General features: G+C 68.0%; 17 protein-coding genes. 7 read left to right on the top strand and 10 right to left on the bottom strand.

Features of this window, described 5'->3' with window-relative positions:
- Positions 1 to 195 precede the first annotated feature (195 nt).
- The 4 genes from LKD76_RS00530 to LKD76_RS00515 all read left to right on the top strand — a co-directional run bounded on the left by LKD76_RS00530 (position 196) and on the right by LKD76_RS00515 (position 3,471).
- Positions 196 to 573, top strand: coding sequence for a rhodanese-like domain-containing protein (locus LKD76_RS00530; RefSeq protein ID WP_372465676.1), 378 nt, complete (start codon positions 196 to 198; stop codon positions 571 to 573).
- 98 nt (positions 574 to 671) lie between these two features.
- The gene (locus tag LKD76_RS00525; protein ID WP_227978940.1) at positions 672 to 1,694 is read left to right on the top strand and encodes a DUF4328 domain-containing protein; all 1,023 of its coding nucleotides are present in this window, start codon (positions 672 to 674) and stop codon (positions 1,692 to 1,694) included.
- Positions 1,691 to 2,458, top strand: a complete 768-nt coding sequence (locus LKD76_RS00520) for a glycerophosphodiester phosphodiesterase (protein WP_227978939.1) — start codon at positions 1,691 to 1,693, stop codon at positions 2,456 to 2,458. Before LKD76_RS00525 ends, LKD76_RS00520 begins: the two co-directional genes overlap by 4 nt.
- Positions 2,459 to 2,544: 86 nt before the next feature.
- On the top strand, positions 2,545 to 3,471 hold the full coding sequence (locus tag LKD76_RS00515; protein ID WP_227978938.1) for a DUF5926 family protein: 927 nt from the start codon (positions 2,545 to 2,547) through the stop codon (positions 3,469 to 3,471).
- A gap of 83 nt (positions 3,472 to 3,554) precedes the next feature.
- Here LKD76_RS00515 and LKD76_RS00510 read toward each other — a convergent pair whose 3' ends face one another.
- The 5 genes from LKD76_RS00510 to LKD76_RS00490 all read right to left on the bottom strand — a co-directional run bounded on the left by LKD76_RS00510 (position 3,555) and on the right by LKD76_RS00490 (position 7,961).
- On the bottom strand, positions 3,555 to 4,103 hold the full coding sequence (locus LKD76_RS00510) for a ferritin (RefSeq protein WP_227978937.1): 549 nt from the start codon (positions 4,101 to 4,103) through the stop codon (positions 3,555 to 3,557).
- Between the two features lie 162 nt (positions 4,104 to 4,265).
- Complete coding sequence (locus LKD76_RS00505) at positions 4,266 to 4,802, bottom strand: ferritin (RefSeq protein WP_227978936.1); 537 nt, start codon at positions 4,800 to 4,802, stop codon at positions 4,266 to 4,268.
- A gap of 9 nt (positions 4,803 to 4,811) precedes the next feature.
- Entirely contained in the window at positions 4,812 to 6,026 is a 1,215-nt protein-coding gene (locus LKD76_RS00500) for an LCP family protein (RefSeq protein ID WP_227978935.1), read from the bottom strand.
- A gap of 319 nt (positions 6,027 to 6,345) precedes the next feature.
- Positions 6,346 to 7,140 carry a CPBP family intramembrane glutamic endopeptidase gene (locus LKD76_RS00495; RefSeq protein WP_227978934.1) on the bottom strand — a complete coding sequence of 265 codons (795 nt, stop codon included), beginning with the start codon at positions 7,138 to 7,140 and terminating at the stop codon, positions 6,346 to 6,348.
- Between the two features lie 47 nt (positions 7,141 to 7,187).
- A complete protein-coding gene (locus tag LKD76_RS00490) occupies positions 7,188 to 7,961 on the bottom strand; it encodes a DUF2470 domain-containing protein (protein ID WP_227978933.1) in 774 nt (257 codons plus the stop codon).
- 99 nt (positions 7,962 to 8,060) lie between these two features.
- Here LKD76_RS00490 and LKD76_RS00485 point away from each other — a divergent pair, with 99 nt between their 5' ends.
- From LKD76_RS00485 to LKD76_RS00475, 3 genes are all read left to right on the top strand, one after another.
- The gene (locus LKD76_RS00485; RefSeq protein ID WP_227978932.1) at positions 8,061 to 8,480 is read left to right on the top strand and encodes a hypothetical protein; all 420 of its coding nucleotides are present in this window, start codon (positions 8,061 to 8,063) and stop codon (positions 8,478 to 8,480) included.
- Positions 8,481 to 8,565: 85 nt separating this feature from the next.
- Positions 8,566 to 9,486, top strand: a complete 921-nt coding sequence (gene pheA, locus LKD76_RS00480) for a prephenate dehydratase (protein WP_227978931.1) — start codon at positions 8,566 to 8,568, stop codon at positions 9,484 to 9,486.
- Positions 9,483 to 10,184 carry a histidine phosphatase family protein gene (locus LKD76_RS00475; RefSeq protein WP_227978930.1) on the top strand — a complete coding sequence of 234 codons (702 nt, stop codon included), beginning with the start codon at positions 9,483 to 9,485 and terminating at the stop codon, positions 10,182 to 10,184. Before pheA ends, LKD76_RS00475 begins: the two co-directional genes overlap by 4 nt.
- A gap of 4 nt (positions 10,185 to 10,188) precedes the next feature.
- Here LKD76_RS00475 and LKD76_RS00470 read toward each other — a convergent pair whose 3' ends face one another.
- The 5 genes from LKD76_RS00470 to LKD76_RS00450 all read right to left on the bottom strand — a co-directional run bounded on the left by LKD76_RS00470 (position 10,189) and on the right by LKD76_RS00450 (position 14,193).
- Positions 10,189 to 11,022, bottom strand: a complete 834-nt coding sequence (locus LKD76_RS00470; protein ID WP_227978929.1) for an ESX secretion-associated protein EspG — start codon at positions 11,020 to 11,022, stop codon at positions 10,189 to 10,191.
- The gene (locus LKD76_RS00465) at positions 11,023 to 12,189 is read right to left on the bottom strand and encodes a PPE domain-containing protein (RefSeq protein WP_227978928.1); all 1,167 of its coding nucleotides are present in this window, start codon (positions 12,187 to 12,189) and stop codon (positions 11,023 to 11,025) included. It lies immediately after the preceding gene.
- Positions 12,190 to 12,238: 49 nt separating this feature from the next.
- Positions 12,239 to 12,550, bottom strand: a complete 312-nt coding sequence (locus tag LKD76_RS00460; protein WP_227978927.1) for a PE family protein — start codon at positions 12,548 to 12,550, stop codon at positions 12,239 to 12,241.
- Positions 12,551 to 12,751: 201 nt separating this feature from the next.
- Positions 12,752 to 13,105 (bottom strand): metallopeptidase family protein, encoded by a 354-nt coding sequence (locus LKD76_RS00455; protein ID WP_227978926.1) that lies wholly within the window; start codon positions 13,103 to 13,105, stop codon positions 12,752 to 12,754.
- Positions 13,106 to 13,110: 5 nt separating this feature from the next.
- Positions 13,111 to 14,193, bottom strand: coding sequence for a septum formation family protein (locus LKD76_RS00450; protein WP_227978925.1), 1,083 nt, complete (start codon positions 14,191 to 14,193; stop codon positions 13,111 to 13,113).
- Between the last annotated feature and the right edge of the window lie 76 nt (positions 14,194 to 14,269).

Below are 14,269 nucleotides of genomic sequence, written 5' to 3'. Positions count from 1 at the left end.
CCGACCGGTCTGCCAAGTCGCAACCTGTGGATGAGGTTGTGGATTATGTGGATAACTGGGGGTGAGATATTCACAGGCGGGTTTGCTCGGGGTGTGCGGCAGGGTATCGGCGGGCGGAACAGACCGGAAGTTCACCGGGGCGCCCCACTGCCGGGACTCCACGCCGATCCGGGGTACATGGCAGGATCGTCAATTGTGACGAGCTCCGAAATCCCCTCGGTGCCGATTCAGGACCTGCCCGCCGAATTCGACGCCGTACCATCGGCGGGTGCCGGATCCGGTGCCGTCTCCGCGATCCTGCTCGATGTGCGCGAGGACGACGAATGGCAGCTCGGTCACGCGCCGGCCGCGCGGCACATCCCGATGGTGGATGTTCCGGCACGGCTGGACGAATTGGACTACGACGCCGAGATCTACGTCGTCTGCCGCCAGGGCGGGCGCTCGATCGAGGTCGCGAAATATCTGGCCTACGTCGGGTTCGAGGTCTTCCAGGTCGTCGGCGGCATGGTGGCCTGGCAGCAGGCCGGTCGCCCGCTGCACGGCGAAGGTGACCACGAGGCCAAGATCTACTGAGGATCTACTGAGGATCCACCGCGATCGGCGGTCCACCGACCCCGATCACCCGCACAACCCGATGAAGAAGGTCGACTGGATGGAAGGGGGAGCAGCCCGTGAGTAGTACGGTCGTGCAACCCTGCGCCCGGTGCGGCGCCCGCTGGGCGGTGCACGGTACGCCGATGCACTGGTGCCCGCGGTGCCGCGGTGTCCTGCTGTCGCCGGCGCCGGTCGACGCGCCTCCGGAGCGTCGCAACTATCGCTGGGTGGCCCGGCCGCCCGGCCGCGGCCCCCGATCCGAACAGCCGCGCACCACCGCTCCGATCGATCCGGCCACCCCGCACTACACCGAGACGCCGCGCTGGGGTCTGCTGGACCGGCCGCGTCGGGTCGCCGTCGGTCCGCGCACGCGGGTACAGGTGGCGCTGCACTGGGTCACCGAACGGGTCGCCGGGCTGCTGCTCGCCACCACCATCCTGTTCGCGCTGTCGGCGGTCGCGGAATTCGGCCGATACCTGATTCTGCTGCGCAACCGGACCCGGCTGATCCAGCAGATCGTGCTCTGGCTGTCCGATCTGACGGTGTACGCGACATCGGTCGCCGCCCTGGTCTGCGCCCTGGTGACCGCCGTGGGCCTGATCGGCTGGCTGGTGCGCGCTCGTGCCACCGCCTACGCCGACAACGGCAGCCGTGATCCCCGCTCGCTGCGCGCGCTGCTGTGCGGCGGCCTCGTTCCGCTGGTGAACCTGATCTGGCCCGGGGTCTTCCTCACCGAACTGGTACGTCAGCTCGGCGGCGATCCGCGGACGTTGCGGGCGGTGCGGATCTGGTGGTGCGTGTGGGTGCTCAACGGTGTGATGGTGGTCGCGGCGCTGGTCTGGCGTACAGCCGATACGCTTCAGGGCCAGGCCAACGGCGTGATCTTCGCGGTGTACACCGATCTGGTCGCGGCGGCCGCGGCGGTCTTGTCGCTGTGGGTGCTGCGCATGTGCGAGGGTCGTGATCTGCGCGGTGAGATCCGGATGCCCAAGCGCTGGCTGCCCGCACCCGGCCCGGCGGTTCAGGTCATCGAGCCGGTGCACCCGGTCCCCGCGCCCGATGCCGAGCGCATCGAACAGGAGGAGGTCATGGCCAAGTGAGCCAGGGCAATCGCGCACCGTTCGTGGTCGCGCATCGGGGTGCGTCCGGGACCCGTCCCGAACACACCCTCGCCGCCTACGAACTGGCGTTGGAGGAGGGTGCGGACGGTGTCGAATGCGATGTCCGGCTGACCCGGGACGGCCATCTGGTCTGCGTCCACGACCGCACCGTGGACCGGACGTCCTCCGGTACCGGCCTGGTCAGCGAGATGACGCTGGACGAGCTGCGGGAACTCGATTTCGGTGGCAACGGCGCCTCCTCACCGGTGCTGACCCTCAGTGAGCTGATCACGCTGGTTCTGGATTGGCGCAGCCGTCCGACGAAACTGTTCATCGAGACCAAACATCCGGTCCGCTACGGCGCGCTGGTCGAGAACAAGGTGCTGGCCGAGTTGCAGCGCTTCGGTATCGCCACCCCCGCCTCGGCCGATCACTCGCGCGCGGTCGTGATGTCGTTCGCCGCCACCGCGGTCTGGCGGATTCGCCGGGCGGCGCCGCTGTTGCCGACCGTGCTGCTGGGCGAGTCGTCGCGGTATCTCGGTGGCAGTGCCGCCACCACGGTCGGCGCCACCGCGGTGGGCCCGTCGGTGAAGACACTGCGCGAGCACCCCGAACTCGTCGACAAGGCCGCGGCCGCCGGGCGCGCCACCTACTGCTGGACGGTCGACGATCCCGAGGATCTGAAGCTGTGCGCCGAATTGGGTGTCAGCTGGGTCGCCACCAACCACCCCGGCCGGACCAAAACCGTGCTGGACGGCATCTGAATCAGGGCGTCCGAGCGGAACATCCACGCTCGCGTACGCGCGCCCCTGCGCAGTGCGGACCCGATGACCCGGTAGGTTCTGCGTTCGTGGGTAAGAGCAAGCGCAACAGTCCCAAGCCCGACAGTAATCGGGCCCAGCGCCTCGCCGAACGTCGTGCGGCGCAGGAACAGGCCGCAGCGGTCGTCACGCGTCCGTTCGCGGGCCTCGCCGCCGAATGCGATCTCGTCGCACTCCGTGAATTCGTGCCGTCGGCGACCGCGACGCTGACCTTGGCGCCGGCCGTCGGCGCGGAACGTCCGGTCACCCTGGCGACCGTGCTACCCGGCGCCGTCGCCGCGCTGGTCCGTGTCGGCGAGCAGCCGACGGGCTTCGTCGGCGCCCAGGTGCAGTTCCACTCCGAGGATCCGGCCTCCGACCTGGCCGCGGCCATTCTGTGGACCCAGGGCGCCGAGCCGGGCGAGTCGCTCACCGCCGCGAGTGAGGCCGCGCAGCCGGCCGTGCCCGCGTTGGCGGAGGTGATCGATGCGAAGGCGGAGCTGGATCTGACCGTGCATCAGAACTTCCAGTGGTGGATCCCGGAGGGCGTGCAGCCGGATCCGCAGGTCGCCGCGACCATCGAACAGGCCGATCAAGCGATCATGCCGTCGGACCGGCTCGCGCTGGGCGCGGACTCGGTCGGTGCGGCCTGGTGGGTCGATGCCGGGGAGAAGGCGCACCTGCGCTGGGTCCGGCCCGAGGACGAGGACGACCTGATGCTGGCGCTGGCTCGCGTTCACGCCGCCGGTGGTCTGCATCTCGGTGACGGTTCCCGGTTCGCGGGTTCGTTCCGCACGCACGGTCTGCTGGTGCCGGTCTTCGATCTGGACCGGGAGCGCCACCCCGACGAATGGGTCGCGCCCGCAAACGAATTCGGTGCCCGGCTGGCCGAGGCCCTGGCCTCCGACGTACCGCTGACCTCCGATGAGCGCCGGTCCCGCGACGGGCTGCGGTCCCGCCAGGTCACCCTGCGCTAGCAGCGCGCACGAATGCGAGTTCGGCCCGTCCCCGATGGGCCGAACTCGCGATCGTCGTCCGGGCGTGGCACGCCCGGACCACGTCAGATATTGCCGCCGGCGGCAGACGGTGAGCCGGACGCGTCGGCGGGACCGCTCATCTCGCGCGAGACGAAGTACTCGAGATCGAACAGATTCGATCCCGCCCGGTCGGCGACGGTCAGCAGAGTGGTCATCCGCGCGACCTCCTCGACCTGTTCCTTCAGGAACCACTGCATGAACTGCTCACCCAGGTAGTCGCCCTCTTCGCGCGCGGTGCTGGCCAGCTGGATGATCTGGTCGGTGACGGTCTTCTCCTGCTGCAGCGCCAACTGAATCGGGTCGCGCGCCGTGTCGAATTGCGAACGTGCGGCGTCCACCCCGGAGAGCTCGACACTCATATCTCGATCGAGGAAGTACTGCACGATCATCATCGCGTGATTGCGTTCCTCGATGGCCTGGGCATAGAAGTGTTTCGCGAGCACCGGAAGATCGGCATTGTCGAACCACACGGCGATTGCGATGTACTGATGTTCGGCATTGAATTCGTGCCGAATCTGATCGTGGAGCAGGGCGTGAAATTTGCTGTGTGAAGAATCGTGGTGGTTGGACATGTTCTCGACATTAGTGCTGGTCAAGTGTGCTTGTCATCCAAGTACACCCTTATTGAGGCAAGTATTGCCTTAGTTACCGACACCTTACTTACGGGCGCCTCCTCGATATTCCACCGCCATCTTCCTGCGTTATTCCCGGAGTATCCGGTGGAATTTGTGATTTCAGCGAATCCGCGCGATTCCAGCGGGTCTCGGCGCTGCTGCCCGGGGCTTGTCGGTGGCGGGAACCTCCCGCGCCACGAACTCCTCGATATCGAACAGATTCCCGGCCGCTCGCGCACAGACCGCGGTCAGAGTGGTGAGCCGGGCCACTTCTTCGGTCTGATCCTCGAGGAACCAGCGGATGAATTGCTCGCCGAGATAATCCCCGGCATCCCGCGCGGTCCGAGTGAGGTCGGTGATCCGCTCGGTCAGTTCGCGTTCTCGCGCGAGCAGGAATTCGACGACGGCGGCCGGCGATTCGAATTCCGATTCCACCTCATCGGTTCCGGTGACCGTCACCACACTGTCGCGATCGAGCAGATACTGCACCATGCGCAGCGCGTGCGTCCGTTTGTCCTCCGCGCCGAGATAGCAGATCCGCGCCAATTGCGGCAGTCGCTGCGTATCGAAGTAGACGGCGGCGGCGAGATATTGCTGCGAGGCGGTGAATTCGTGCCGGATCTGCGCTCGCAGCATCTCGGGAAAGGGACCGGACATACCTCGACGCTACCGGGTGAGCAGGTCGTCGGGGATTGTCCGGTCGTGTGCGAGGTCGTCGAAGAAGCGGCTCGCGCGATCCTTGTCCCACAGCAGCACATTGCCACTGCCCGATTCGTCCTCGAAACCGCCGATCGGCACCGTGGTCGCGATCGTGCCACCGCGCAGTGCCCAGCCCAGCCGTCCGAGATCCCAGATGTGGTCGCCGTTGTCGACCTGCAGGGAGGAGGCGATACCGCTGGCGAGCGGCCAGAGTTTGAGCGGATTGACCAGTGTCGACGTACTGGTGGCCTTGTCCAGCAGGGCGGAGAGGAACAGCCGCTGATTGTTCATCCGGTCCAGGTCGGCGCGCGGTGTGGCGCGGGTGCGGACGAATCCCAGGGCCTGGGCGCCGGTGAGGCGCTGACATCCGGCCGGAAGGTCGATACCGGCCTTCGGATCGTCGATCGCGTCGGGCAGGCACATATCGATACCGCCCAGTGAATCCACCATTCCGGCGAAGCCGCCGAATCCGATCTCGGCGAAATGGTCGATATGCAGTCCGGTCGCGGTTTCGACCGTCTGCACCAGCAGTTTCGGACCGCCGGCCGAGAACGCCGCGTTGAGTTTGTCCTTGCCGACGCCCGGAATGCTCACATAGGAGTCGCGCGGCAGGCTGATCACGGTCGCCTGACCCGACTTCGGGATGTGGACCAGCATGATCGTGTCGCTGCGCTCACCACCGGCATCGGAGGAGTCGCCGGTCGACAGCTGTTGTTCCTGCTCCTGGGTCAATCCCACGCGGGTGTCGGAACCGGTGAGCAGCCAATTCGTGCCTGCGGTCTGCCCGACTCGGCCCGAATAATCGGACAGGGCGTCGACGCGATGCAGCGCGCGGTCCAGATAGATCACCCCGGCCACCGGCAACAGGATGATGATCAACACCAGGATCAGCAGCCATCGCCCCGGACGGCGCCGGCGACGGGCCCGCGGCTCCCGCGGTTCGCGGGGCGGGCGCTCGGCACGGCGGGGCCGGGCCGGGGGCGGCGGCGGTGGCGCCTCCCGGTAGGGGACCGGGCGCTGGGTCGGCGCGTGCGCGGGTGGTTCCCGGTGTCCGTCGGGCATCGGATTGCCGCGCCGGCGAGGTGGGCTGTCCGGAACCTGTGACCAGGCCAGAGCCTGGGGATTGCCGCCGTCGCGCCGCATCACCTGAGTCGGTTCGATCGGCGGCCCACCCGGTGGCATCGGCCGTCCCGAGCCGGGCGGCAGTGGTCGTCCCGACCCGGGCGGCAGGCCGGATCCGGGCACTTCGGGCCGTCCCGAGCCCGGGGGTTGCGGCCGTCCCGATCCAGGGGGTTGCGGCCGTCCCGATCCGGGGGGAATCCGCTGGTCGGGTGGCATGCGTCGGGGGTCGGGTCCTGCAGGCGGCGGCACCCGGCGGGTCCGCGGATACTGCTGGGGGTCGTCGCCGTTCACCACCGCGATGGTACTTATTCCGGCGTCACCCGGGTCGGCACCCGGTGACTCCGGTGCCGACCTGGCGAATTTCCGCAGGTGTTGATTCCTACGGTAACCAGGAAACGTGTTCGTGGAGGGCGGTATAGCCGATATAGGCGATCGAGTCGATCGTCGCGTGCGCGAGGATCAGCGGCCACAGCCGCCCGGTCCGCTGCCAGTACCGGCCGAAGATCACCCCCATCACCACATTGCCGAGCCCGCCGCCCAGTCCCTGATAGAGGTGGTAGCTGCCGCGCAGCAGCGCCGAGGCCGCCAGCGAACGATTCTCCGACCAGCCGAGGGCGCGCAGCCGGCTGATCAGGTACCCGACCACCACGATCTCCTCGGCCACCGCGTTCGCGATCGCCGACAGCACCAGCACGGGCAGTCGCCACCAGTGGTCGTGCAGTGAGCTGGGGACGATGGTGACGCTCATCCCCAGTGCGTGCGCCGCCAGATACAGCCCCAATCCCGGCAGGCCGATCACGGTCGCGAGGACGAGGGACGGCAGCACATCCCCGCGCAGCCGGATCCGTGCCAGCCCGAGCAGCCGCGGCCCGATCCCGCTGCGCCACAACAGGTAGAGACCCAGCGCGCCCCAGGCCACCAGCCGCGCCACGCTCAGCAGCTGTAACAGCAGATCGATGGTCGATTGCGCGGCGCGCGAAGGGTTCAGCGCGACTTCGCGATTGGCGATACCACCCGGTGCGAGTGCACTCTCGAGGAGTGACAGCGCCGCACCGACACCGCTCGAACCGAAGGTGATGACCAGGACGATCGCGATCTCGACCCGGATCGCGAACCGCTCGCGTTCCGGAGCGGGCGCGGGCCATGAAGGCACGGAACGGGCAGCCGAAAGCATAAGCCCAATCTAGGGGTGTCCGGTGGGCACCGGACGGACGCCGCGGGTCAGGCGGGGCGGTCGGATCCGTGCAGGCGATCGAAGAACGGGCACCCGGCGAGGATCCGCACCGCGCGGCTCAGCGCTTGCACATCGTCGACCGGTGAGTGGAACGGCAGGCGCACATCGTGATCGGTATCGGGGCCCTCGACGCGCAGCGTGACGCCGTAGCGGTCGATCGCCAGCGGCCGCACCGAACCGCCGCGCAGCCGCACCGGCAGATGCCGGGCCAGCCGGGCGATCACATCGGCGTGATCGGAGTCCATATGTTGCAGCCAGGCCGATTCCAGCTCCCAGAACGGGTCGGCGTCGGCACTGCGCAAATCGTGCGGGCATACCGATTCGGCCCCGGCGGCATCGGCGACGACGGCGGATTCCAGGACCACCCGCAGCAGGGTGGTGGTGTGGCCGACATCGAGCAGACCGGGGTGCGGATATTCACTCGCGACCTGGGATGCCACAGCGCGCTGCGCATGTCCCGGAACCGCCCGTACCCGCCCGCGGAGCCAGACCAGGGCGCGCACTGGTTCGCGCAGGGGCAGCGGCGCGTGGTCGGTGAGTTCGAGGACTCCGGGGGACCCGACCTCGGCCGCGGCGGCGGCCACCACCGCCGAATTGCGCGCGACGGCGATGACCACATCGCCGCAGGCCCGCAGGTGATGCACGGACGTGGGAATGGGATCGGTACCGGGCAGGGCCAGGACCGAACTCTCGGCATGGGCACACGCACTGCGGATCCGCTCCGCGGCGGATGGAGCGGCGGACGTGATCGTGCGGCGCATACAAACCTCCAGTGACAAACCCACGACAGATAATTAGGTAAACCTAAGCTAAGTCACCGCGTGTGGATGCGCAAGCATTGCGCTCGCTACGGTGGAAATGTGCCGCACGATCAGACGCCCGCCTCCGAACCCGTCCTGGTATCGCTGAGCGTGCCGGTCGCCGCCCGCACCGATCTGGTGCAGGACCTGGTCCGGGCGCCGTCGGCGAACCCACAGGCGCCGGTGCTCGATCTGGATCTGCCCGACGAGCGGATCGCCGAATTCCTGGTCGGCGTCGCACATTCCGATACCGGCTTCATCGCGGTCACGTCCTCGGGTGAGCGCGCGGTGGCGATCGTCGCCGCCACCGTGGCCGCGCTGTGCGGTGACGATATTCGGAGGGCGCTGACCGGTCCCGATATCGAATTCCTGCGCGGGCTGACCGCTCCGGCCGTTCAGGCGTTGCGCGAGGTGCTGCTGGCGGTCGAGACCGACCGGGTGGATGTGCTGACCGAGGCGCTGCGGGTGCTGCGGCCCTGACCGCATCGACTCGCCTACCTGGTCGGTTACTGCCGGGTACACGCAAACGGCGAGTCGGCAGCCAACTGCCAGTAATGTCGTATCCGTGCCGCGTATCGCCTATTTCGGGCCGTCGGGAACTTTCACCGAGATGGCCCTCGCCCAACTCGAATCCGCGCAGACCTTCGATGAGCCGGTCGAGCGGATCGCCGCACCCAGTCAGGGCGCCGCACTGGAGCTGATCCGTTCCGGTGCGGTCGACGGCGCGGTGGTACCGATCGAGAGCTCGGTCGAGGGCTCGATCTCGGCGACCTTGGACGCGCTCGCGGTGGGGCCGCGGCTACAGATCGTGGCCGAAACCGAACTGGATGTGGCCTTCGCGATCGTGGCCGCTCCCGGGGTGGAACTGTCGCAGGTGCGCACGATCGCGGCCTATCCGGTGGCCGCCGCGCAGGTGCGGTTGTGGCTGGCGGATCGGCTCCCGCAGGCCCGGATGTACACCTCGGCCTCGAATGCCGCCGCAGCCGAGGACGTAGTCGCCGGCCACGCCGACGCCGCGGTGTCGACCTCGCTGGCCGGACAGCGATTGGGCCTGGTCGAACTGGCCACCGGCGTCGCTGACCACGATCAGGCCATCACCCGGTTCGTCCTGGTCACGCCGCCGCGGCGAGCGCCCGCGCGCACCGGTGCCGATCGCACCTCGCTGGTGGTCCTGGAGTTGGCCAACGAGCCGGGCTCGCTGATGCGGGTGTTCGCCGAATTCGCCACCCGCGGTGTCGATCTGACCCGCATCGAATCGCGGCCCACCCGCACCGGAATGGGCACCTACCGGTTCTACCTCGATTGCGTCGGCCATATCGAGGACACCGCCGTCGCCGACGCCCTCAAGGCACTGCACCGCACGGCGGGGCGCATTCGCTATCTGGGCTCGTGGCCGGCGAGCTCACCGAGTGGTTCGCCGCCGCCCGCCGACGAGCCGGCGGCGGCCTGGTTGGACGATGTGAAGAAGGGGGTGGACGCTTCATGAGCGAACCCGAAGCAACGAAAGATCCCGGCAGGGGACCCGGCAGATTGGTGCTGGTCCGCCATGGCGAAACCGAAGGCAATGTCGCCAAGCTGCTCGATACCCGGGTGCCCGGATTGCCTCTGACCGAACGCGGTGTGGCGCAGGCGAAGTCGTTCGCCGCGCGCTTGGCGGAACCGCCGGTGCGGCTGTACTCGTCGGTCGCGCTGCGGGCGCGGCAGACCGCCGGGCACATCGAATCGGGTATCGGGGTTCCGGCCGAGGTCCTCGACGGTGTGCACGAGGTCCAGGTCGGTGAGCTCGAAGGCTCGAATTCCGATGCGGCGCATCACGAATTCCAGCGAATCTACCGCTCCTGGCATATCGGTGAACTGAGTACCCGGCTACCGGGTGGCGAATCCGGCGAAGAGGTTCTCGGCCGCTATCTTCCGGTGCTGGAACAGCTTCGCGCCGACTACCTCGCACCGGGTTCGGACTCGCGCGACGTGTTGTTGGTGAGCCACGGTGCCGCCATGCGTTTGGTAGCGCGTGAACTCACCGGTGTCGCACCACCGTTCACCACCAACAACCACCTCGACAACACCGAGACCATCGAGCTGGTGCCGACCGCCGAGGGTGGCTGGACCTGTGTGCGGTGGGGCCGTTACACCCCACCGTTCGGATACCAGGTCGAGCCGGCCGCCGACGATCCGATGGGTTAGGCGATCAGACCAGGCCCGGGGTAATGGGTGTGAAATCCTCGCGCAGCGGCAGCTTCTCGATGAGGTCCTTGATCGCGGTGCGCAGGCGCCCCGCGGTGCCACTGGCCAGCGACGTCCACATGACATCGTCGTCGGACCGGGTGGTGACGCCGATGAAGCGGCCGTTGCGAGTGTTGTAGACCGCGATCATGCCGTCGGAGACATCGCGACTGGCATCGTTGTAGACGACGCCGACGATCGAAGCGTGCGAGTGGATTTCGACCAGGGCCGAGCCCAGAACCTGAGCATCGCGCGCCGGACGGCCCACGCGGTTGAGGCGCTGCGTGGTGGACGCGGCGTCACCGGCATCACCGAGGATCGGTTTGAGTTCCTCGGTGAGGACGTTCATACCGCTGAGCTCGAGCGCTTCGGCGGGGCCCAGCGCGGCCATGATGGTGCCGGGCAGATCGTGCCCGACCTCATCGACGCTGTAGGAGTCCGGGCCCCGCAGTACCACGACCTCGAGCTCGTCCCCCTTGGCCAGACAGAAGCGGTTCACCCGATCGCCGACGTACCAGCGCATCGCGATCACCCAGTGCGGGCGATACAACGCCCGCAACCGGTCCTCGAGATCGCGATGCACCACACTGTCGACGAGTAGGTCACGCGCCGTGAGTGATTCGGCGGCCGCGGCCATCGCCCTACCATGGTCGGTGACGTTGTCATAGCGGCCGATCGCATTCAATACGACCGGCACCTCGTCGATCTCCAGTTTCTCGAGCAGAAACTGCATCTCGTCGAGCGACAACACCACGCCCTCGAGTGCGGATGACCCGCGGCCTTCGCCGAGAATTGTCACTTAGCGTTCCTCGGTAATCGCGCCTCCGCCGATGACGCCGGCCGCGATGATCCGACCGTCGGCGAAGTGATCGCCGCGGAGGTAGTCGGTGCCGTTGTGATCGCTCTCGTCGTCGTCACTGTGAACCTGACGGCCCAGCAGCGGATTACCCGACGGATTGCCGGCCCGAGCCGGAGCCGGCGTGCCGACCTGCGGGGCACCGGACTCGACCACCGGGGCACCGGCCGGCTGACCGATGACATTGCCCGCGCCCCAGCCCTCGGGCAGCTGAAGTGTGCCCGCGCCATTCCCGATTCCCACGCTGCTGCCGGTGAACGACACCGCCCGGGTGGCCGCCGCGGCACCGCCGGCAGCGGCGACACCACCGAGACCGCCCATCATCATCGGCGACATGGTCGAGGCCGATCCGGCGTGGGTGGCCGCGGCGATCGCGGTACCCGCCACGTTGCCGGCCGTCGAAACACCCGTGGTGGCCACCGAACCCGCGACCTGAGCCGCCTGGGTCGCGGCGCTGATCACGCTCGGGTTACTGGCCAATGCCTGGGCCGCGGCGGCCGCGGTCTGGATCGGATCACCGCTGGTGTTCTGCGCGGCCGACTCGGCACCGCCCTCGGCCAGTCCGGCGCCGGCCGCGATCGGCGGCGGGGGCGCGAACTCGGCCGGAGTGGCCATCATGGCCTCGACCGTCGACTCGTAGGTGTCCATGACCAGGGCTGCCTGGATGTCCAGCGCGGCTTTCACGGCCTCGGCGATTTCGGCCGAGCCGTCGAGATCGCCACCGTGCGCGTGCGCCGCGACGCGGGCCGTATCGGCGGCCGCGATCTCGGGCAGGCTCGGCATGGCCAGGCTCGCAACGGTATTGGCGGTGGCGTGTGCGGAGGCCTTGGCGGCCATGGCGGCCGCCTGCACGCCCTGCTGTTCGGCCCAGCCGGTGAATCCGGCGAGCTTGGCCAGTGCGACGGTGCCGTTGATGCCGACCATGCCGACGCCGAGCTCCGCCATCACCCGGACGGCGGTGGCGGTCGCGTCGACCCACGCCGCGGTGAGCCCGCCCCAGGCGGTGGCGGCGGCCGCGGCCGGAATCGCATGCGGTCCGGCGGTCAGCAGACTCGAGTTGCCCTCGGCCAGACGGGGCAACCAGTAAACTCCGGTCAATCCTGCGGTCATTGTGTCTCCCCTGAACGAACGGTGTGGTGAAGGATCGTTGGGCCTCGGGTCAGAACGTGATGGCCGCGGTGGCGGCGGCGTTCAATCCGTCTTCGGCGATGTAGGAAGCCAACTGCTGACGCAGGATCGCGGCGGCGTGATGCAATTCCAGAATGGCCTGGGCGGCCGCGCGGTCGTGGCTGAGGGCACCTTCGTTGAGGTGGGCGGCCGCGGTCGCGGAGACCTCTTCGGCGCCGGCCGGAACGACATGGGTCGCCGGTCCGCTCAATGCGCTTGCGGCGGCGAGACGTTCGGCGAGCAGATCGAGTTCCGCCGAGGCCGCGAGGACGACTTCGGGCTGTACACCGAGCAGACCAACCATGACTCGAACTCCTTCTAGTGGCGGCTGTGCAAGTGTCGGGACAGCCTGAGTTCGAGTACCGCACCGGTGCCCGGACTGTATGACCGACCCTTCGGTGGAACCACGAGAATTCCCCCTACGAGATGATTGGACGCGACGGATCTCCTTTCGGTTCCCGCCAATCCCGAATCACTTCGACTTTACCGCTTTCGCGTGTAAAGACTAGCCCCATCCCAGCTCATGCAGCCGGTCTTCGTCAATGCCGAAATAGTGAGCTATCTCATGGATCACGGTAATGGCGACTTCCTCGACGACCTGCTGTTCGTCCTCGCACATCTCGAGGATCGAGTCCCGGTAGATCGTCACGGTGTCGGGTAGCGCGCCGCCGTATTGGCTGTCCACCCGGTCGGTCAGCGCGATGCCGTGGTAGAGCCCGAGCAGGTGCGGATCGTCGCGGTTGCGCGGTTCGACGAGGATCACGACATTGTCTATGGCCCTGGTCAGCCCGGGCGGAATCGTATCCAGCGCTTCGCCGACCAATTCCTCGAACCGGCTCTCCGACATGGACACCGGCACTGTGGTCAGCCCCCCGGCGGAATCGGCGCGGGTGCGGCGCCCGGCAGCGGCGCGGGTGTGGAGCGACCCGAACTCGGCGGCGCCACCGGAGCCTGGCCGTCGATGAGGATATCGCCCTTGGCCGATCCGGTGATGGTCGAGAAACCGTCCTGAGAACCCTTGCCCACCAGGCAATTCAGTTTGTGGCTACCGACCAGCCAGCTGCGGCTGTCGAGGTTGTCCCAGAAGATGGTCAGCGTCTTGTTGATCAGCGCGTCCTGTCCACCCAGGTAATCGCCTGCGGCGCGGCCGCATTCGTCCTGCATGAACTTGTCCTGATCGGCATTGGCCGGGGGGCCGCCGTTGAACTGGGTGCCGAGGTCGACGGTCGACATCACCTCGTAGGCATGTGGCTGACCGCAGGGGACGGGCTCGTTGGTGGGCAGATTCTGGCTGATGCCGATGCAGGTGCCCGGATCGAAGATGCGCGACTGATCGCTGTCGCGCACCCGGCCCACGGCCTGCTGGGTGGCACTGCCGGTCGCGCTCACCAACTGCAGCCCGCATCGGATGGTCCGATCGCCGTTGCGCCAGCCGGGTTCACCCGGGTTGACCATTCCGACCACGAACTTGCCGCGCGGATCGAGCCGCCCGCCGAGATAGGCGGCCGCGGCCGGTCCGCAGTGCTCGTCGCGCAGTTCGGCGAAGCGCAGCGAATCGGGAAAGGCGGAACCGGGCCCGAATTCGCGCCCCGGGTACCGGCTCAGGTCGATATCGGAGGTGACTTCGAACAGATGCTTGTCGGCGCAGTTGACCTTGGCCAGATCCAGCGTCTTGGCGCTCGTCCAGGTGAGGCAGTCGCCGGATTTCGCGGCGCCGAAGGCGGCGCCGGCGTGGCCGCCGGGTGCCTTGGCCGTACCGGGATCGTGGGCCTCCAGACCGTGCGAACTGCGAAATCCGGAGATGGACAGTGTCACCAGCGCCGCCACCACCGCGCCGATGGCGACCGCGAGCAGACCCCAGCGCAACCGGTGTGGATGCAGCGCCTTCTCACCGGCCTCCGCACTCGCCCGACGGCCGTGCTCGGAACGTCGCCGCGGGCCCGGCACCGAGCGATGGCGGTTCGCTCCGGCACGCCTGCGAGTGGGCCTGTCGGATGCTTCGGTTTCCGGTTCCGGCGCCGCT

The sequence above is a fragment of the Nocardia spumae genome (assembly GCF_020733635.1).
Taxonomy (GTDB): Bacteria; Actinomycetota; Actinomycetes; order Mycobacteriales; family Mycobacteriaceae; genus Nocardia; species Nocardia spumae.
Note: the sequence above shows the minus strand (reverse complement) of the source record. Positions and strands in the feature narration are given on the sequence as shown.

Coding starts and splice junctions, on each gene's coding strand:
- LKD76_RS00475 (WP_227978930.1), top strand. CDS start 9,483: ATGAGCGAACCCGAAGCAACGAAAGATCCCGGCAGGGGACCCGGCAGA.
- LKD76_RS00465 (WP_227978928.1), bottom strand. CDS start 12,189: ATGACCGCAGGATTGACCGGAGTTTACTGGTTGCCCCGTCTGGCCGAG.
- LKD76_RS00505 (WP_227978936.1), bottom strand. CDS start 4,802: ATGTCCGGTCCCTTTCCCGAGATGCTGCGAGCGCAGATCCGGCACGAA.
- LKD76_RS00490 (WP_227978933.1), bottom strand. CDS start 7,961: ATGCGCCGCACGATCACGTCCGCCGCTCCATCCGCCGCGGAGCGGATC.
- LKD76_RS00500 (WP_227978935.1), bottom strand. CDS start 6,026: ATGCCACCGGGTGGGCCGCCGATCGAACCGACTCAGGTGATGCGGCGC.
- LKD76_RS00460 (WP_227978927.1), bottom strand. CDS start 12,550: ATGGTTGGTCTGCTCGGTGTACAGCCCGAAGTCGTCCTCGCGGCCTCG.
- LKD76_RS00495 (WP_227978934.1), bottom strand. CDS start 7,140: ATGCTTTCGGCTGCCCGTTCCGTGCCTTCATGGCCCGCGCCCGCTCCG.
- LKD76_RS00510 (WP_227978937.1), bottom strand. CDS start 4,103: ATGTCCAACCACCACGATTCTTCACACAGCAAATTTCACGCCCTGCTC.